15 protein-coding genes are annotated in these 17,034 nt (G+C 70.9%); 6 read left to right on the top strand and 9 right to left on the bottom strand.

Features of this window, described 5'->3' with window-relative positions; all coding sequences use genetic code 11:
- Positions 1–206 precede the first annotated feature (206 nt).
- On the bottom strand, positions 207–1,247 hold the full coding sequence (locus tag ACQB60_RS36480) for a 3-isopropylmalate dehydrogenase (RefSeq protein ID WP_496930410.1): 1,041 nt from the start codon (positions 1,245–1,247) through the stop codon (positions 207–209).
- Positions 1,248–1,488: 241 nt separating this feature from the next.
- Here ACQB60_RS36480 and ACQB60_RS36475 point away from each other — a divergent pair, with 241 nt between their 5' ends.
- Positions 1,489–3,093 carry a purple acid phosphatase family protein gene (locus ACQB60_RS36475; protein ID WP_496930409.1) on the top strand — a complete coding sequence of 535 codons (1,605 nt, stop codon included), beginning with the start codon at positions 1,489–1,491 and terminating at the stop codon, positions 3,091–3,093.
- Here the strand turns inward: ACQB60_RS36475 and ACQB60_RS36470 are convergent.
- Both ACQB60_RS36470 and ACQB60_RS36465 read right to left on the bottom strand, forming a co-directional pair.
- Positions 3,087–3,221 carry a hypothetical protein gene (locus ACQB60_RS36470; RefSeq protein ID WP_384833393.1) on the bottom strand — a complete coding sequence of 45 codons (135 nt, stop codon included), beginning with the start codon at positions 3,219–3,221 and terminating at the stop codon, positions 3,087–3,089. The two genes, ACQB60_RS36475 and ACQB60_RS36470, sit on opposite strands and share 7 nt — an antisense overlap.
- A 333-nt stretch (positions 3,222–3,554) precedes the next feature.
- Complete coding sequence (locus ACQB60_RS36465; RefSeq protein WP_496930408.1) at positions 3,555–4,454, bottom strand: LysR family transcriptional regulator; 900 nt, start codon at positions 4,452–4,454, stop codon at positions 3,555–3,557.
- Positions 4,455–4,657: 203 nt separating this feature from the next.
- On the opposite strand from ACQB60_RS36465, the gene ACQB60_RS36460 reads away from it, so the two are divergent.
- Complete coding sequence (locus ACQB60_RS36460; protein ID WP_496930407.1) at positions 4,658–5,677, top strand: NADP-dependent oxidoreductase; 1,020 nt, start codon at positions 4,658–4,660, stop codon at positions 5,675–5,677.
- Here ACQB60_RS36460 and ACQB60_RS36455 read toward each other — a convergent pair.
- Complete coding sequence (locus ACQB60_RS36455; RefSeq protein WP_496930479.1) at positions 5,674–6,249, bottom strand: GNAT family N-acetyltransferase; 576 nt, start codon at positions 6,247–6,249, stop codon at positions 5,674–5,676. The two genes, ACQB60_RS36460 and ACQB60_RS36455, sit on opposite strands and share 4 nt — an antisense overlap.
- A 146-nt stretch (positions 6,250–6,395) precedes the next feature.
- Here ACQB60_RS36455 and ACQB60_RS36450 point away from each other — a divergent pair, with 146 nt between their 5' ends.
- Together ACQB60_RS36450 and ACQB60_RS36445 are read left to right on the top strand one after the other, a co-directional pair.
- Positions 6,396–7,121: a nitroreductase family protein gene (locus ACQB60_RS36450; RefSeq protein ID WP_496930406.1), complete on the top strand. Its 726-nt coding sequence runs from the start codon at positions 6,396–6,398 to the stop codon at positions 7,119–7,121.
- A gap of 106 nt (positions 7,122–7,227) precedes the next feature.
- Positions 7,228–8,106: an alpha/beta fold hydrolase gene (locus ACQB60_RS36445; protein ID WP_496930405.1), complete on the top strand. Its 879-nt coding sequence runs from the start codon at positions 7,228–7,230 to the stop codon at positions 8,104–8,106.
- Between the two features lie 108 nt (positions 8,107–8,214).
- Here the strand turns inward: ACQB60_RS36445 and pruA are convergent, their stop codons facing one another.
- On the bottom strand, positions 8,215–9,846 hold the full coding sequence (pruA, locus tag ACQB60_RS36440; protein ID WP_496930404.1) for an L-glutamate gamma-semialdehyde dehydrogenase: 1,632 nt from the start codon (positions 9,844–9,846) through the stop codon (positions 8,215–8,217).
- Positions 9,847–9,903: 57 nt separating this feature from the next.
- Positions 9,904–10,830: a proline dehydrogenase family protein gene (locus tag ACQB60_RS36435; RefSeq protein ID WP_496930403.1), complete on the bottom strand. Its 927-nt coding sequence runs from the start codon at positions 10,828–10,830 to the stop codon at positions 9,904–9,906.
- A 146-nt stretch (positions 10,831–10,976) separates the two neighbouring features.
- Here ACQB60_RS36435 and ACQB60_RS36430 point away from each other — a divergent pair, with 146 nt between their 5' ends.
- Positions 10,977–12,263, top strand: a complete 1,287-nt coding sequence (locus ACQB60_RS36430; protein WP_496930402.1) for a PucR family transcriptional regulator — start codon at positions 10,977–10,979, stop codon at positions 12,261–12,263.
- 25 nt (positions 12,264–12,288) lie between these two features.
- Here ACQB60_RS36430 and ACQB60_RS36425 read toward each other — a convergent pair whose 3' ends face one another.
- Both ACQB60_RS36425 and ACQB60_RS36420 read right to left on the bottom strand, forming a co-directional pair.
- Positions 12,289–12,873: a Uma2 family endonuclease gene (locus ACQB60_RS36425; RefSeq protein ID WP_496930401.1), complete on the bottom strand. Its 585-nt coding sequence runs from the start codon at positions 12,871–12,873 to the stop codon at positions 12,289–12,291.
- Positions 12,874–12,943: 70 nt separating this feature from the next.
- On the bottom strand, positions 12,944–13,537 hold the full coding sequence (locus ACQB60_RS36420; RefSeq protein ID WP_496930400.1) for a TetR/AcrR family transcriptional regulator: 594 nt from the start codon (positions 13,535–13,537) through the stop codon (positions 12,944–12,946).
- Between the two features lie 83 nt (positions 13,538–13,620).
- Here ACQB60_RS36420 and ACQB60_RS36415 point away from each other — a divergent pair, with 83 nt between their 5' ends.
- The gene (locus ACQB60_RS36415; RefSeq protein ID WP_496930399.1) at positions 13,621–15,159 is read left to right on the top strand and encodes an MFS transporter; all 1,539 of its coding nucleotides are present in this window, start codon (positions 13,621–13,623) and stop codon (positions 15,157–15,159) included.
- A gap of 105 nt (positions 15,160–15,264) precedes the next feature.
- Here ACQB60_RS36415 and serA read toward each other — a convergent pair whose 3' ends face one another.
- Entirely contained in the window at positions 15,265–16,869 is a 1,605-nt protein-coding gene (gene serA, locus ACQB60_RS36410) for a phosphoglycerate dehydrogenase (protein ID WP_384833365.1), read from the bottom strand.
- Positions 16,870–17,034: the final 165 nt, after the last annotated feature.

Below are 17,034 nucleotides of genomic sequence, written 5' to 3'. Positions count from 1 at the left end.
ACCGCGCTCACGCCTCCAGTAGGACGTCCGAGCTTCCCCGCATGTCGCGGCCCCACGTTCGATTATCGCTCGCGGAGGGCCGAGGTAGGAAACGGCGTACTGCGGCCCTGGTGACGATGGTGGCACCCGAGGGCCGCACAGGAGAAGCCGCCGGGTGTTGATGCGACCCGGCGGCTTCAGTGAACAGGTGTCGTCAGCCGACGGGCTCAGCCCGCCACGCGTACCGCGAGGGCGTCGCCGATCTCGGTGGTGGTGCGCACCGAGTCGCCGCGTTCGCCCAGGTCGGCGGAGACGGCGTCCTCGACGCGGACGGCCTCCGCCTCGAAGCCGAGGTGGCGCAGCAGCAGCGCGACGGACAGGATGGTGGCCGTCGGGTCGGCCTTGCCCTGCCCGGCGATGTCCGGGGCCGAGCCGTGCACGGGCTCGAACATCGAGGGGAACTCACGGCTCGGGTTGATGTTGCCGGAGGCGGCGACGCCGATGCCGCCGGAGACGGCCGCGGCGAGGTCGGTGATGATGTCGCCGAAGAGGTTGTCGGTGACGATCACGTCGAAGCGGGCCGGGTCGGTGACGAGGTAGATCGTCGCGGCGTCGACGTGGATGTACTCGGTGGTGACCTCGGGGAACTCCTTGGCCACCGTGTTGAAGATGTTGGTCCAGAGGTGACCGGCGTACGCGAGGACGTTGTTCTTGTGGACCAGCGTCAGCTTCTTGCGCGGGCGGGCCTGGGCGCGGGCGAAGGCGTCACGGACCACGCGCTCCACGCCGAAGGCCGTGTTCACCGAGACCTCGGTGGCGACCTCGTGCGGGGTGCCGGTGCGGATCGAGCCGCCGTTGCCGGTGTAGGGGCCCTCGGTGCCCTCGCGGACCACGACGAAGTCGATCTCCGGCTGCCCGGCGAGCGGGGTGGAGACGCCGGGGAGCAGCTTCGAGGGCCGCAGGTTGACGTGGTGGTCGAAGAGGAAGCGGAGCTTCAGCAGGAAGCCGCGCTCCAGGACGCCGGAGGGGACCGACGGGTCGCCGATGGCGCCGAGGAGGATCGCGTCGTGCTGCTTGAGGGCCGCGACGTCGGCGTCGGTGAGGGTCTCACCGGTGGCGTGGTAGCGCTTGGCGCCGAAGTCGAACTCCTTGGTCTCCAGCTTCACTTCCTGGGGAAGGACGGCATTGAGGACCTTGAGTCCCTGGGCCACGACCTCCTGGCCGATGCCGTCACCGGGAATCACTGCGAGATTGATGCTGCGAGACATGACGGAAGCGTACGCCCCGTCCCATGGGATGACACTCGCCGTCCATCATGCGGACAATCGATCATCGAGCCGGACCCCTGCCGAGCCCATGCCGGGTCCATGTCGGGATCACGCCGGGCCCATGTCGGGATCACTCCGGGTCCATATCGGATCCCGACAGGATCCCCGGTTTCCTTCTGGACAGATTTTGTTCATCCCAGTGTCTGGCCGGAGTTGAAAGTTACTGGGAAGTTTTCCGGTCATGGACACCCCTGACGTCGGCATACCCGAGCAGCTCGCGCGCCGCATGAGCATGCCGGAGCAGCACGAATACCTCCGCAATAAGTTCTCCCGCCGCAAGGTCCTGGCCAGTTCGGTCGCCACCGCGGGGGCCGTGGGCGGCGCCGGTCTCCTCGCGGGGAGCTCCGGTTCGGCGTACGGCGGGGGCTCCTCGCCGGCCGCGCCGCTCGCGTCGCCGCCCGCGCCGGTCAAGGTCGACGGCTCGCTGGTGGCGCCGTTCGGCCGCCATCTCGCCTTCGGCGCCGACCCGAAGACGCAGATGCGGATCTCCTGGCAGGTGCCCTTCGCGGTCAAGAAGCCTTACGTGCGCGTGGGGTTGAAGCCCTGGGAGCTGAGCCGGAAGATCGAGGCCGAGGTGCGCGCCCTGCACACCCCGTCCCTGTCCAAGAAGCTCCCCGAGGTCGAGCAGCTCTATCTGCACGTCGCGCTCGACAACTTGAAGCCGGACACGACGTACTACTACGGCGTCGGCCACGACGGCTTCGACCCGGCCTCGCCGGAGCGGATGAGCACCGTCGGCACATTCCGCACGGCGCCCGCCAAGCCGGAGAAGTTCGTCTTCACGGCCTTCGGCGACCAGGGTGTCAGCTATCACGCGCTCGCCAACGACCAGGTGATCCTGGGCCAGAACCCCTCCTTCCACCTGCACGCCGGGGACATCTGCTACGCGGACTCCAGCGGCCACGGCAAGGAGTCGGACACGTATGACGCGCGGGTGTGGGACCAGTTCCTGGCGCAGACCGAGAGCGTGGCCAAGTCCGTTCCGTGGATGGTGACGACGGGCAACCACGACATGGAGGCGTGGTACTCGCCCAACGGCTACGGCGGCCAGTCGGCCCGCTGGTCGCTGCCCGAGAACGGCTTCGACCCGAAGAACGCACCGGGCGTCTACTCGTTCACCTACGGCAATGTGGGCGTGGTCGCGCTCGACGCGAACGACGTCTCGTACGAGATCCCCGCCAACAAGGGCTACACGGACGGGAAGCAGACGGCCTGGCTCGACAAGCGGCTCGGGGAGCTGCGCGCCGCCGAGGGCATCGACTTCGTCGTGGTCTTCTTCCACCACTGCATGTACTCGACGTCCACGCACGCCTCCGACGGCGGGGTGCGCGACGCCTGGCTGGACCTGTTCACCAAGCACCAGGTGGACCTGGTGATCAATGGCCACAACCACGTGTACGAGCGGACGGACGCGATCAAGGGCGGTGAGGTCGGCAAGCCCGTGCCGGTCGGCGCGTCGACCGATCCGACGCGCGACGGCATCGTGTACGTCACCGCGGGCGGCGCGGGCAAGGACCTGTACGGCTTCGGACTCGGGGTCAAGGACAGCTACGAGGGGAACGTGAACGACCGGGACTCGATCCTCACGTTCCACTGGACGAAGTCACGGCTTCCCGACCCGGACACGGTGGAGTGGTCGCGGGTGCGGTACACCGGCTTCTCGTTCCTCGCGGTCGAGGTCACGACGGGGTCGCGCCCGAAGCTGTCGGTCTCCGCGCTCTCCGAGAGCGGACAGCGCATCGACCACTTCGAGGTCGTACGAGGGAAGGGCAAGCGGGCTCAGTGACCCGTCTCGCCGCCGTTGTCCCTGCGGTCCAGGGCGCGCTGGAGGGCGGCGGCGGCGTTCTTGCGGTCGACGTCGTTCGTACGGGAGGTGTGGCGGACGCGGCGGGGGGTCACGGTCATCTCGGCCATGGGAAATCGACTCCTTCAGAAAGCACACCGGGAGTGCGGAGGGACTACGAGACGCCGGAAGGGGCGGAAGAGGGAGCCGCAGGGTTCGCCTGCTCGGGGCTCCGGCTCACTGCCGCCATTCGCTTGATCAAGCGAGACGTTCGGCTTCTACAAAGCTAAGGGAGGACGGAGCGTCTGTCTCCACAATTACTCGGACTTCCTACTATCTGAGACGGGCACGGCACCTGAACGGCGGTTTCACGCCGGAACGGCCGGTTGAACGCGGGGCCGGACGGTTGAACGGGGATCAGCTCCGCCCGTGAACGGGGGTCGGTTCCGCCCGTGAACGGGAGGTCAGCTCCGCCCGCCGCGAGGAGTCGCCCTGAGCTCGCGGATCAGGGCCCGCACCGCGCCCGTGGCGGCGAGCTCCGGCGTGGTGACGTAGCCGACCTCGCGGGTCGGGCGCTCCGCGCCGAGGTCGGTGATCTCGACCGCGGGCGGGGCGCCGGTCAGGGAGAGGGCGGGCATGATCGCCATGCCGAGGCCGCTGCTCACCATCGAGAGCACCGCGCCGTCGTCCTCGGTCTCCACGGTGGCCCGGGGGATCCAGTCCTGTCCGGCCCACCAGTCCCTGGTGTACGAGGTGCAGTTCTCCGTCCAGTCCACGAGGGGCAGCGAGCGCGGGTCGGCGTGCCCGGCGGGGTGCACCAGGGAGTACGGCTCCTCCAGGAGCACCGTGCCGATGAGTCCGGGCGGCACCGGCGACGTCGTCCCGATCGTGGCGATCCCCACATCGGCCCGGCCCGCCGCGACCTCGCCCGCGGTGCCCGCGCCGACCTCGCGCACGATGCGCACCTCCGGTTCGATGCCGGGGTGGCGGGCGGTGAGGCGCTCCAGGACGGGCGGCAGCAGGTGCAGGGCCGCACTGCGGAAGGCGGCGATGCGCAGCGGGCCCGCGACGGTGCCGGTCGCGGCGGAGCGGGCGTCGACGGCGAGCGCGGCCAGGAGCCGGAGCACCCGGCGGGCGTGCGCCACGGCGGTCTCGCCCGCCGCGGTCGGGCTCGCGCCCTTGCGGCCCCGCTCGAAGAGCACGGCGCCGACCTTGCGCTCGGTGCCCCGGACGGAGTGCGAGACGGCGGACTGGGTGAGGCCGAGGGCCTGGGCGGCCGCGGAGAAGCCGCGCTCGCGTTCGACGGCCACGAGGATCCGCAGCTCGTGCGGGGCAAGATCGGCGCCGCCTGCACGACCACCCACGCCCCCACCCACGGCGCCACCACTCCCCACAGCCCTGCCCTCCCTGCCCGCCCCGCCTGCGCTCCCTGTCCCCGTCGCTCCCACCGCTCCCCCTGCCCCCATCGACTCCCCCACCTGCACCTATGAGCCCTCTTCATACATCGGGCCGTTCCATGAGCCCAACCCGGTGCCCGCGCCCCGCATTCCTCCGTACGGTCGCCGCCATGAACGACATCGCGCGCACCGTGCACCAGATCGCCCGCCCCCACGGCTTCCCCTCCCCCGGCGACTTCGCCGTCGTCGAGTCCCGCGTCCCCTCGCCCGCGCCCGGCACCGCCGTCGTGGAGAACCTCTACTGGTCCGTGGACCCGTACCACCGCGAGATGATGGACGGCGACTTCGCGCTGAATGAGCCCCTGGAGGGGCGGACCATCGGGCGGGTCCTCGCCTCCCGGACGCCCCGACTCGCCGAGGGCGCCCTCGTGTTCCACCGGCACGGCTGGCGCACCCACTCCGTCGTGCGCCCCGAGGAGGCGAGGGAGCTGCCGGACCTCCCGGGCGTGCCGCTCTCGGCGCACCTCGGCATCCTCGGCGGCACCGGGCTCACCGCCTACGTCGGGCTCACCCGCATCGCCCGGCTCCAGGAGGGCGAGGACCTGTTCGTGTCGGCCGCCGCGGGCGGGGTGGGCACGGCCACCGGGCGGCTCGCCCGGGTGCTCGGCGCGGGGCGCCTCGTGGGCAGCGCGGGCACGGCGGCGAAGGCCGCGTACCTCACGGAACACGTGGGCTACGACACGGTCTTCAACTACCGCGACGCCCCGGTCGCCGAGCAGCTCGCGAAGGCGGCGCCGGACGGCATCGACGTGTTCGTGGACAATGTCGGCGGCGACCACCTGGGCGCGGCGATCGGCGCGCTGCGCGAGTTCGGCCGGGTCGTGCGGATCGGCACCATCGGCCAGTACAACACGCCGGACGCGCCGCCCGTCCTGTTCAACCACGCCGACGTCGTGGAGAAGAGCCTGCGCATCGAGGGCTTCCTCGTCCGCAACTACCGTGATCTGCAGGAGGAGTTGTACGAGTTCGTGGTGCCGCACCTGCAGAGCGGGCGGATCGGGCTCGACGAGACCGTGGTGGACGGGTTCGGCGGGATCGTCGAGGCGTTCCTCGGCATGCTGCGCGGGGAGAACCAGGGGAAGATCATCGTCCGCGCGGCCGGCGCCCCGGACGCGGGAGCCACCGTCTAGAGAACGTCCCCGTCCCGCCAGTCGAAGAGCAACTCGTGGGCCGCGTCGAGGCGTTCACCCCGGTCCCGTACGAACGTCGTGCTCTCCTCCTCCGGCAGGCGCACGACGCCGTCCGGGCCGAGCGCGCCGATCCGGCCCGGCCACACCTGCCAGCCGCGGGACCGGTACAGGGCCGCGCCCTCGTCCGACGCGGAGAGCGCGCCGAGCTCGTACGCGCCGTCGAGCACCCGCTCCAGCTCCGCCATCAGCCGGCCGCCGAGCCCCTTGCGCCGCAGGTCGGCGCGGACGGCGACCGCCTCCACGTACCCGGTGCGCAGCGCGCGGCCGCGGTGCAGGACGCGGCGCTGGATCACCGAGCCGTGGGCGACGAGTTCGCCGCCCTGCTCGATCAGGGCGTGCATCCCGCCGAGGCAGTGCTCGAAGTCCTCGTCGGCGAAGTCGCCGTCGAACGCCTCGTCCAGCAGGGCGCGGACGGCGCCCAGTTCGGTCCGCCCGAGGTCGGCGGTGTGCGCGGCGCGAAGGATGGTCACGGCGCCACGGTACCCATCCCCGCGTCCACGGCGCTCCCCGATTTTCGAGCGGCGCTCTCCGATTTCCGCGCGGTGCTCCCCGATTTCCGCGCAGCGCTCCCCCTCCCTCGGCACGCCCCTCCCCGGCCGAGCCCTCAACCGTCCAGTACGGACAGTTGAACCCCCGCCCGCTGGGCACACTCCCAGACATGCCATCAACCGAACAGCACACTCCAGAATCCGGACAGCGGCCCTGGACGCCCATCCACGGCCACCCCTACCGCGGCGTTCCGTACCGCCCGGCCCGCATGCCCGAGGCCGAATCCCTCGCGCGCGCGGCCGAGTTGAGGGAGCGGATGGAGCAGCGCCGCACGGTGCGGCAGTTCTCCGGCGACCCCGTGCCCGCGCAGGTCGTCCGCGACGCGATCGCGTGCGCGGCCACCGCACCGTCCGGCGCACACCAGCAGCCGTGGACCTTCGTCCTGGTCCAGGACCCGGAGATACGCCGCCGCATCCGCGAGGCCGCCGAGCACGAGGAGCAGATCTCCTACGACGGGCGGCTCGGCGAGGAGTGGCTCGCCGCCCTCCGCCCCCTCGGCACGGACGAGGTGAAGCCGCACCTCACGGACGCGCCCGCCCTGATCGTCGTGTTCCAGCAGCGCTACTGGCTGGGCGAGGACGGCACCAAGCACAAGCACTACTACGTGGACGAGTCGGTCGGCATCGCCGTCGGCATGCTCCTGTCCGCCCTGCACCTCTCGGGCCTGGCCGCCCTGATCCACACGCCGAGCCCGATGCGGTTCCTCTCCGAGGTGCTCGGCCGCCCCGAGAACGAGAAGGCGTTCGCGGTGATCCCCGTCGGCTACCCCGCCCCGGACTGCCAAGTCCCCGACCTCGTACGGAAGTCCCTGGACCAGGTCTTGGTGGAGGTCTGACACCCTGCTGAGTGCCTAACCCCTAAAAACTCATTGACTGGTTAGCCCGACGCGTGCTCTACTCACCCCATCGCAACCACTGAAGAAACTTTGAGGGGTTAGGAATATGAGCGCGCGTCAGGTTCACCACCGCACCGCCACCGTCCGCGGCCACGAGGTCTTCTACCGCGAGGCCGGCCCCGCCGACGCCCCGGTCCTGCTGCTCCTGCACGGCTTCCCGACCAGCTCGCACATGTTCCGGGACCTCCTCCCGAAGCTCGCCCACCCCCTCCGCGTCATCGCCCCCGACCACATCGGCTTCGGCCGCTCCGCGACGCCCTCCGCCGCCGCGTTCCGCTACACCTTCGCCGAACTCGCCGAGATGACCGCCGAGTTCACCGAGGCGCTCGGCCTCGACCGGTTCGCGCTCTACGTCCAGGACTACGGCGCCCCGATCGGGCTGCGCCTCGCGCTCGCCCACCCGGAGCGGGTCACGGCGATCGTCACGCAGAACGGCAACGCGTACGAGGAGGGGCTCGGCGCCGAAGCCTGGGCGCCGGTGCTCGCGTACATCGAGGAGCCGAACGAGAAGACGGCCGCGCCCGTACGGGAGATCCGGTCCCTCGAAGGCATCAAGTGGCAGTACGAGACGGGGGTCCCGGAGCGGGACCGGAGCCTGCTCAGCCCCGACGCCTGGCACCACGACGCGGCCCTGATGGCGCGCGCGGGCCAGGACGAGATCCAGCTCTCCCTCATCGGCGACTACGGCAGCAACATCGCGCTCTACCCGGACTTCCAGGCGTACTTCCGGGCGAGCCAGGTGCCGGTGCTCGCCGTGTGGGGCGCGGGTGACCAGGTGTTCGTGCCGGAGGGCGCGCTCGCGTTCCGGCGCGATCTGCCGGACGCGGAGGTGCATCTGCTGCCGACGGGCCACTTCGCCCTGGAGACGCACGCGCCGCAGATCGCCGCGCTGATCGACGACTTCCTCGCCCGGCGCGTGGCGTGACACGCGAGCCGAACAGAAACCGCCCCCGTCCTCGGTTGGGGGACCAAGGACGGGGGCGGGGTTCAGCGGTGACCGGCGCCGGCGCGGTCAGCCGATGCGCCTGGGCGCTCAGCCCATGTGCGGGTACGGGTAGTCGGTCGGCGGGACCAGCGTCTCCTTGATGGCGCGGGTCAGCGTCCAGCGCTGCAGGTTCTGCGGGGCGCCCGCCTTGTCGTTGGTGCCGGAGGCGCGGCCGCCGCCGAAGGGCTGCTGGCCGACGACGGCGCCCGTCGACTTGTCGTTGATGTAGAAGTTGCCCGCCGCGTAGCGGAGCTTCTCCATCGTGTACGCGGCCGCGGCGCGGTCGTTCGCGATGACCGAGCCCGTGAGCGCGTAGTCGGACACCGACTCCATCTGGGTCAGCATCTCCTCGTACGCGTCGTCCTCGTAGACGTGGACGGCGAGGAACGGGCCGAAGTACTCGGTCGTGAAGACCTCGTTGGCCGGGTCCGAGCACTCGACGACGGTCGGGCGCACGAAGTAGCCGACCGAGTCGTCGTAGGTGCCGCCCGCGACGATCGTGCAGGAGTCGTCCGCCTGCGCGCGGTCGATCGCGGCCTTGTTCTTGGCGAAGGAGCGCTCGTCGATGACGGCGCCGATGAAGTTGGAGAGGTCGGTGACGTCGCCCATCTTGATGCCGTCGACCTCGGCCGCGAACTCCTCCTTGAAGCCGGAGTTCCAGAGGGAGGCCGGGATGTAGGCGCGGGAGGTCGCCGAGCACTTCTGGCCCTGGTACTCGAAGGCACCGCGGGTCAGGGCCGTCTTCAGGATCGCGCGGTCGGCGCTCGGGTGCGCGACCACGAAGTCCTTGCCGCCGGTCTCGCCGACCAGTCGCGGGTACGTGCGGTACTTCGCGATGTTCTCGCCGACCGTCTTCCACAGGTGCTGGAAGGTCTTGGTCGAGCCGGTGAAGTGGATGCCCGCCAGGTCGCGGTGGTTCAGGGCGATCTCGGAGACCGCGAGGCCGTCGCCGGTCACGAGGTTGATGACGCCCTTGGGCAGGCCCGCCTCCTCCAGGAGCTGCATGAGCAGCACGGCGGCGTGGGTCTGCGTCGGGGACGGCTTCCACACCACGACGTTGCCCATGAGGGCGGGGGCGGTGGGCAGGTTGCCGGAGATCGCCGTGAAGTTGAAGGGCGTGATCGCGTAGACGAAGCCCTCCAGCGGGCGGTGGTCCAGGCGGTTCCAGACACCCGTGGAGTTGGCCGGGGGCTGCTCGGCGAGCAGGTCGCGGGCGTACGCCACGTTGAAGCGCCAGAAGTCGACGAGCTCACAGGGGGTGTCGATCTCGGCCTGCTGCGCGGTCTTCGACTGGCCCAGCATCGTGGAGGCCGCGAGGGTCTCGCGCCACGTGGTGGAGAGCAGCTCGGCCGCGCGCAGGATGATCGCGGCGCGGTCGTCGAAGGACATGGCGCGCCAGGCCGGGGCGGCGGCCAGGGCGGCGTCCACCGCGTCCTGGGCGTCCTGGGTGGTGGCGTTGCGGCCGGTGCCGATGACCGCCTTGTGGTTGTGCGGCTGGACGACCTGGAAGGGCTCCCCGCCGCCGAGCCGCTTCACGCCGCCGATCGTCATCGGCAGCTCGATCGGGTTGTCGGCCAGCTCCTTGAGCTTGGCCTCCAGGCGGGCGCGCTCGGGCGAACCGGGGGCGTAGCCGTGCACCGGCTCGTTGATCGGCTTCGGAACCTGGGTCACAGCGTCCATGAGGTCCGTAACTCCTTCTGATCTGGAGGGGCAACAGGGTCGAAAAAGGGGGGCCGCTCAGCCCTTGGTGAGGATGGAGCGGGCGAAGAAGCGGAGGTTGGCGGGCTTCTCCGCCAGACGGCGCATGAAGTATCCGTACCAGTCCGTGCCGTACGCCGTGTAGACGCGCATGCGATGTCCCTCGGCGGCGAGCCGAAGTTGTTCGTCCGTACGGATGCCGTACAGCATCTGGAACTCGTACTCGTCCAGTTTGCGCCCGGCGCGGCGGGCCAGCTCCTGGCCGATGGCGATCAGGCGGGGGTCGTGGGACCCGATCATCGGGTACCCCTCGCCCTCCATCAAGATGCGCAGGATGCGGACGTACGCCTTGTCGATCTCGGTCTTGTCCTGGTACGCGACGGAGGCGGGCTCCTTGTAGGCGCCCTTCACAATGCGGACGCGGGAGCCGTTCGCGGCGAGGCGGCGGGCGTCCTCCTCGGTGCGGAACAGGTACGCCTGGATGACGCAGCCGGTCTGCGGGAAGTCCTTCCGCAGCTCCTCGTGGATGGCGAACATCGAGTCGAGGGTGGTGTGGTCCTCGGCGTCCAGGGTGACGGTGGTGCCGATGGCGGCGGCGGCCTCGACGACCGGCCGGACATTGGCGAGCGCCAGCTCGTGGCCTCCGTCCAGCGCTTGCCCGAACATCGACAGCTTCACCGACATCTCGGCCTTCTCACCGAGGCCGAGGTCCTTCAGGTGCGCGATCAGGTCCAGATAGGCGTCGCGGGCGGCGGTGGCCTGCTCCGGGGTGGTGATGTCCTCGCCCACCACGTCGAGGGTGACCTCGAGGCCCTGGTCGGCGGCGTCCAGGACGATCTGGACGACCTGCTCGACGCTCTCACCCGCGATGAACCGGTCGACCACCTGCTTGGTGCCGGGGGCCGCCGAGACGAAACGGCGCATCTTGTCGCTGCGCGACGCGGCAAGGATCACGGGACCCAGCACGGGGCACCTCCACGGGGAGTATGGACAGGGGGAGAACCACCGTGAAATTTAGGGATCACCCACGATCGTGGGCCATCGACAGCTGTCACGCATCCGTGCCCTGGATCTCAGACACATGTCTGAAGACACGGAGGAACTAGTCCAGAATGGACGCTGTGAAGGGCGATTACCAGGAACTGGTGGATGAGATCTCGGCGCTCCTCGGCGCCCCGGCGACCCTGGAGAACCGGGACTTCGAACTGATCGCCTTCGGCGCCCAGGACAGCGACGCGGGCGACGGCTCCGACTTCGACGCGACGGCGCTCGACCCGGTCAGGACCCGCTCGATCCTCACGCGCCGCTCCACGGCGGAGGTCCGCGCCTGGTTCGAGAGCTTCGGCATCGCGCGCGCCAGGGGCCCGGTGCGCATCCCGCCCACCCCGGAGGCGGGCGTCTACCGCGGCCGGATCTGCCTCCCGGTGAACCACCGCGGCTTCGCGCTCGGCTACGTCTGGCTCCTGGACGGTGAACCGGGGCCCACGGACGAGCAGTTGAACGCCGCGATGGAGGTGGCCGCCCGCATCGGCGCGCTGCTCGCCGACGAGGCGCAGGCGGGCGCCGATCTGACCCGCGAGTTCCGGGCGGCCCTGACGGCGGAGCGCGGCTGGCAGCGGGACATGGCGGTGGCCGAGCTGCGCACCGCGCTCGGCCCGCGCGCCGACGGCCTGCACGCCGTGGTGTGCGTCGCCCCGTGGCCCTCGGCGGACCCGGAGGAGGCGCCTTCGGTGCGCAATGTGCCGGGCGCCGCGGCCCTGTGCACGGTGCCGTGGGGGACGACCGGGCAGTGCCTCGGCGCCCTGGTGCGGCTGCGCTCGGCGGACTCCCTGGCGCCCGCGCTGTCGGCGGGGGCACGGCTGCTCGACGCGGCGGCGGGCGGGGCGGCGGGCGGGGCGGCGGGCGGGGCGCGCACGGCAGGCGGCTCCGGTGCGTCCACAGGCTCCGCCGCGGCCGGCGGTTCCGGTACGCCGGGTGGGCCCGGCGGCGCGCTCGCGGCGGGCGTCGCGGCGGCGCGGGCCGGGCTCGACGAGATCGGGGCGGCGTGGGGCGAGGCGACGGCGGCGGCGCGCGCGGCGCTCGCGGAGCCACGGCTGCGGCCGGTCGCGCAGTGGGCGGACATCGGCCCGTACCGCCTGCTGACGGCGCTGCCCGCCGAGGCCGCGCACGACCCGGTGGCCCAGCTGCTCCTCTCCCCCGGCGGCCGTGAACTCGCCCGCACCGCCGAGGTGTTCCTCGACTGCGCGGGCCAGGCGGGGCGCACGGCGGCCGAGTTGGGCATCCACCGCCAGACCCTCTACTACCGCCTCTCGCGCGTGGAGCAGCTCACGGGCCTGGACCTGGACGAGGGCGAGGACCGGCTGCTCCTCCACATGGTGTTGAAGGCGTCACGGCTGTAGACCGTCGCCGGGCCCCGACTACCGCTCAGAGCTTGTCGATCGCGGTCAGATCGATGTCGATCGGGAACGGCGCGGGCAGTTCCAGGCGGTCGTGGTAGATACCGGTGGGCACATAGCTGCTGGTCACTTCGTCCAGCTCGTAGACGTACACGACGGGACGGCGACCGGTGCCCTTCTCGACCCGCCAGAAGTGCGGGATCCCGGCCTCGGCGTAGAGCTGCGGCTTGCGCTTGCGGTCCCGCTCGTCGGACTCGGGTGAGACCACCTCGACCACGAGGACGGCGTCCGCCGCCGTATAGCCCGTCTCATCGGCCTCCTCGGTCACCGCCTCGGCACGGACCAGCATGAGGTCGGGCTCGGGGCGGTTGCGGGGGCCGAGGACGACGGTCATCTCGCGCCGTACCCGCACCTCGTCCGGGAGCTGCGTCCGCAGGCCCATCTCCAGCAAGAACATCGCCAACGTGTGGAAACTCTTCTGCGGACTCACGAAGACGAGGCTCCCGTCGATCAGCTCGGTGTGCGGCGGGAGCTCCGGGATGCGGTCCAGGTCGTCCGCGGTGAACCCGCCCGCGGGCGGGTAGGCCCAGCCAGGCAGTGATTCGGCAGTCATGGTTCCTCCCATGGACGGCAGTCTGTCCGCGGTTCCAATCTAACGGGCAGGGACGCCGTCCGGTTCACTCTTACGAGGCGGACTCCCCCGACCGAGCCCGCTCCATCACCCGCCGCAGCCCCTCCGTGAGCTGCTCGGCATCCGTGGCCGACGCCTCGTCGAAGAGCCACTGCACCATCAGGCCGTTGAGCAGCGTCGTGTAGAGGCGCCCCTCGCTCTCGACCATGTCCTCCGGGAGGGCGTCCTCGTCGATGCCCGTGAACATCGCGGTGAGCCCGCGCCGCCCCTCCACCTGAGCCTTGGCCAGCAAGTCCCGGATGCCCGCGAGCCGTTCGCCCTGCGTGATGACCTCCAGCGACATCATCCAGATCGCCCGGGACTCCGGCATCGTGCGGATGATGTTCGCCCAGCCGTCCCGGAACCGCTCCAGACCCCCCTCGGCGATGGTGCCGCTGTCCGCCGCCGCCTCGAACGCCGTCCCCATGGGCTCGATCAGGGCGACGTACGCCTCCGCGAGCAGCGCGTCCTTCGACCCGTAGTGATAGCCGATCGAGGCCAGGTTGGTCCCCGACTCCTTCACGATGTCGCGCGCGGTCGTACGCGCGAACCCCTTCTCCAGCAGGCAGCGCTTGGCGCCTTCGAGCAGATCCTCACGGTGTCCCATGCGGGCAGCCTACCCCTGATCCATACAGCCGTCCTATACGCGCGTACTAGACAAGTGTTTAAGACGCTCGTATGGTTCCAGGCATGACGAACTCGCCGCGCGCCACGCGCAAGGAGTGGACCGCTCTCGCCGTCCTGATGCTCCCGCTGCTCCTGGTCTCCATGGACGTCTCGGTGCTCTACTTCGCGATCCCCGCGATCAACGCCGATCTGGAGCCGAGCGGCACCCAACAGCTGTGGATCTTCGACATCTACGCCTTCGTGCTCGCCGGACTGCTGATCACGATGGGCTCGCTCGGCGACCGCATCGGCCGCCGCAAGCTGCTCCTGTTCGGCGCCACGGCCTTCGGCGCCGCCTCGCTCACGGCGGCGTACGCGAACAGCGCGGAGACCCTCATCGCCGCCCGCGCGGTCCTCGGCATCGGCGGTGCGACCCTGATGCCGTCCACGATGGGCCTGATCCGGAACATGTTCGTGGACGCCGGGCAGCGCGCGAAGGCCATCGGCATCTGGCAGACGGTCATGGTCGCGGGCGTCGCACTCGGCTCGGTGCTGAGCGGCGTCCTCGTCGAGCACTTCTGGTGGGGCTCGGTCTTCCTGGTCAACCTGCCCGCGATGGTGCTGCTCCTGGTCCTCGCGCCGCTCCTGATCCCCGAGTTCAAGGACCCGGAGCCGGGCCGCTTCGACCTGCTGAGCGTGCCGCTGTCGATGGCCGCGGTGCTGCCCGTCGTCTACGGCCTCAAGGAGATCGCCGCCGAGGGCTTCGAGGTCGCGTACGGGGTGTCCCTCGCCGTCGGACTCGTCTTCGCCGTCCTGTTCGTCCGGCGCCAGCGCACCGCAGCGTCCCCGATGATCTCCCCCGCCCTGTTCCGCGGCGGCCGCGGCTTCGGCCCCGCCGTCTCCCTCAACCTCATCTCCGCGCTGGGGATGATGGGTTCGGCCTACTTCACCACGCAGTACCTGCAGTCGGTGCTCGGCAAGAGCGCGATGGAGGCCGCGCTGTGGGCGCTGCTCCCCTCGGTCCTCATCGGCTTCGCGGCGCCGGTCGCCACCACCCTGGTGCAGCGCGGCATGAACCGCGCCCATGTCGTCGCCCTCGGCTTCGTGACCTCGGCGTGCGGCTACGGACTGCTCACCCTGGCCGGTTCGGACTCGATGTGGACCGTGCTCGCCGGCGCGGGCGTCCTCGCCTGCGGCGCCGTCGTCATCGGCTCACAGCTCACGGACCTGGCGCTCGGCGCCGCCCCCGCGGAGAAGGCGGGCACCGCGTCCTCGCTCCTGGAGACCGGGCAGGAGTTCGGCGGCGCGCTTGGCATGGCGCTGCTCGGCTCCATCGGCAACGCGGTGTACCGGAGCGAGATCCCGTCGTCCGCGCCCGCCGAGGCCCAGGAAACGCTGGGCGGAGCGGTGGCGGTGGCCCAGCACCTGCCGGGCGACGCGCGGGACGCGCTCCTCGGGGCGGCGCGGGAGGCGTTCACCGACGGGATGCAGGTCGCCGCGCTGGCCGGGGCGGTTCTCTTGGTGGCCGCGGCGGGCCTGGCGGCCGTGAGCCTGCGCAAGGTCAGGGTGCCCGAAAAGGCGGGCGCCGGGGCCGAGTCGGAGCGGGAGGCGGCGCTGGTCTGAGCGGAAAGCCGAACGCCGGACGGGCTGGAGAATTCCAGCCCGTCCGGCGTTCGAGGACGAACTCGGCGAAGCCGGTGACAACCGGCAACTACGTGCTGGGGCGCCCTAGTCCACGAGGTTGACCGAGCGGACGGACGCCGCGCCGACCTCCGCCGCGAGGTCCCCGAGGACCGCAGTCGGCACTGTGTCGTCGACCGTCAGGACCGCCAGGGCCTCGCCGCCCTGGTCCGCGCGGGAGACCTGCATGCCCGCGATGTTGATGCCGGCCTCCCCGACGATCCGGCCGACCGTGCCGACGACGCCGGGACGGTCCTGGTAGCGCAGCACCACCATGTGGTCGGCGAGCGCCAGGTCCACGTCGTAGCCGCCGACGGCGACGATCTTCTGGTGGTTCTTGGGACCGGCGAGCGTGCCGGAGACCGAGACCTCCTCGCCGCCGGTGAGCGTGCCGCGCACCGTGACCACGTTGCGGTGGTCCGGGGACTCGCTCGACGTGGTCAGGCGGACCTCGACGCCGCGCTCCTGCGCGAACAGCGGCGCGTTCACGTACGACACCGTCTCGTCGACGACGTCCTCGAACACGCCCTTCAGCGCGGAGAGTTCGAGCACCTTCACGTCGTGCTGCGTGATCTCGCCGCACACCTCGACGTCCAGGCGGACCGCGACCTCGCCGGCCAGCGCGGTGAAGATGCGGCCGAGCTTCTCGGCGAGCGGCAGACCCGGGCGCACGTCCTCGGCGATGACGCCGCCCTGGACGTTCACCGCGTCCGGGACGAGCTCACCGGCGAGCGCGAGCCGCACCGACCTGGCGACCGCGATGCCCGCCTTCTCCTGCGCCTCGTCCGTGGACGCGCCCAGGTGCGGGGTGCAGACGACCTGGTCGAGCTCGAAGAGCGGGGAGTCCGTGCAGGGCTCCTTCGCGTACACGTCCAGGCCCGCGCCCGCGACGCGGCCCTCCTTGAGCGCCGAGTACAGCGCCGTCTCGTCGACGATGCCGCCGCGCGCGGCGTTCACCACGCGCACGGAGGGCTTCACCTTGTGCAGCGCCTCGTCGCCGATGAGACCGAGGGTCTCGGGCGTCTTCGGAAGGTGGACCGTGATGAAGTCCGAGACCTCGAGCAGCTCGTCGAGGGAGAGGACCTTCACGCCCATCTGCGCGGCGCGCGCGGGCTGTACGTAGGGGTCGTACGCGACGACCTTCATGCCGAAGGCGGACATGCGCTGCGCGACGAGCGCGCCGATGCGGCCGAGGCCGACGACGCCGAGCGTCTTCTCGGCCAGCTCGACGCCGGTGTACTTGGAGCGCTTCCACTCGCCGTTCTTCAGGGCGGTGTTGGCCTGCGGGATGTTGCGGGCAGTGGCCAGGATGAGGCCGCAGGCGAGCTCGGCGGCGGTGACGATGTTCGACGTCGGTGCGTTCACCACCATCACGCCGGCCTTGGTGGCGGCGGAGACGTCGACGTTGTCGAGGCCCACGCCCGCGCGGGCGACGACCTTCAGCTTCTTGGCGGCGGCGATGGCCTCGGCGTCGACCTTGGTCGCGGAGCGCACCAGGATGGCGTCCACGTCGGCGATGGCGGGCAGCAGCTCGGCCCGGTCCGCGCCGTTGCACTGGCGGATCTCGAAGTCCGGTCCCAGGGCGTCGACGGTGGCGGGCGACAGCTCTTCAGCGATGAGTACGACCGGTTTGCCGGTGGCAGAAGTGCTCACGTGAGTCCTCACAGATCCATTGCGGGCGACCGTCCCGTGGCCGCTGGCGGTGGAGGGTGCTTGCCGCGTGGAAGACGCACGACGCTGTGGGCCTGACGCGTTGTTGATGGCAGAAGTGTAGTGGCGCGCGACAGGGCGTCTTACGCCTCCCTGTCAGGATCACCC

Origin of the sequence: Streptomyces odontotermitis (genome assembly GCF_050510915.1) — a bacterium.
GTDB lineage: Bacteria > Actinomycetota > Actinomycetes > Streptomycetales > Streptomycetaceae > Streptomyces.
This window is presented reverse-complemented; position numbering and strand designations above follow the sequence as displayed.

What these genes read in the sequence shown, in the direction of transcription:
- ACQB60_RS36425 (WP_496930401.1), bottom strand. Translation starts at nt 12,873, where the DNA reads ATGACTGCCGAATCACTGCCTGGCTGGGCCTACCCGCCCGCGGGCGGG.
- ACQB60_RS36430 (WP_496930402.1), top strand. Translation starts at nt 10,977, where the DNA reads ATGGACGCTGTGAAGGGCGATTACCAGGAACTGGTGGATGAGATCTCG.
- ACQB60_RS36415 (WP_496930399.1), top strand. Translation starts at nt 13,621, where the DNA reads ATGACGAACTCGCCGCGCGCCACGCGCAAGGAGTGGACCGCTCTCGCC.
- ACQB60_RS36420 (WP_496930400.1), bottom strand. Translation starts at nt 13,537, where the DNA reads ATGGGACACCGTGAGGATCTGCTCGAAGGCGCCAAGCGCTGCCTGCTG.
- pruA (WP_496930404.1), bottom strand. Translation starts at nt 9,846, where the DNA reads ATGGACGCTGTGACCCAGGTTCCGAAGCCGATCAACGAGCCGGTGCAC.
- ACQB60_RS36460 (WP_496930407.1), top strand. Translation starts at nt 4,658, where the DNA reads ATGAACGACATCGCGCGCACCGTGCACCAGATCGCCCGCCCCCACGGC.
- ACQB60_RS36445 (WP_496930405.1), top strand. Translation starts at nt 7,228, where the DNA reads ATGAGCGCGCGTCAGGTTCACCACCGCACCGCCACCGTCCGCGGCCAC.
- ACQB60_RS36475 (WP_496930409.1), top strand. Translation starts at nt 1,489, where the DNA reads ATGGACACCCCTGACGTCGGCATACCCGAGCAGCTCGCGCGCCGCATG.
- ACQB60_RS36470 (WP_384833393.1), bottom strand. Translation starts at nt 3,221, where the DNA reads ATGGCCGAGATGACCGTGACCCCCCGCCGCGTCCGCCACACCTCCCGT.
- ACQB60_RS36480 (WP_496930410.1), bottom strand. Translation starts at nt 1,247, where the DNA reads ATGTCTCGCAGCATCAATCTCGCAGTGATTCCCGGTGACGGCATCGGC.
- ACQB60_RS36450 (WP_496930406.1), top strand. Translation starts at nt 6,396, where the DNA reads ATGCCATCAACCGAACAGCACACTCCAGAATCCGGACAGCGGCCCTGG.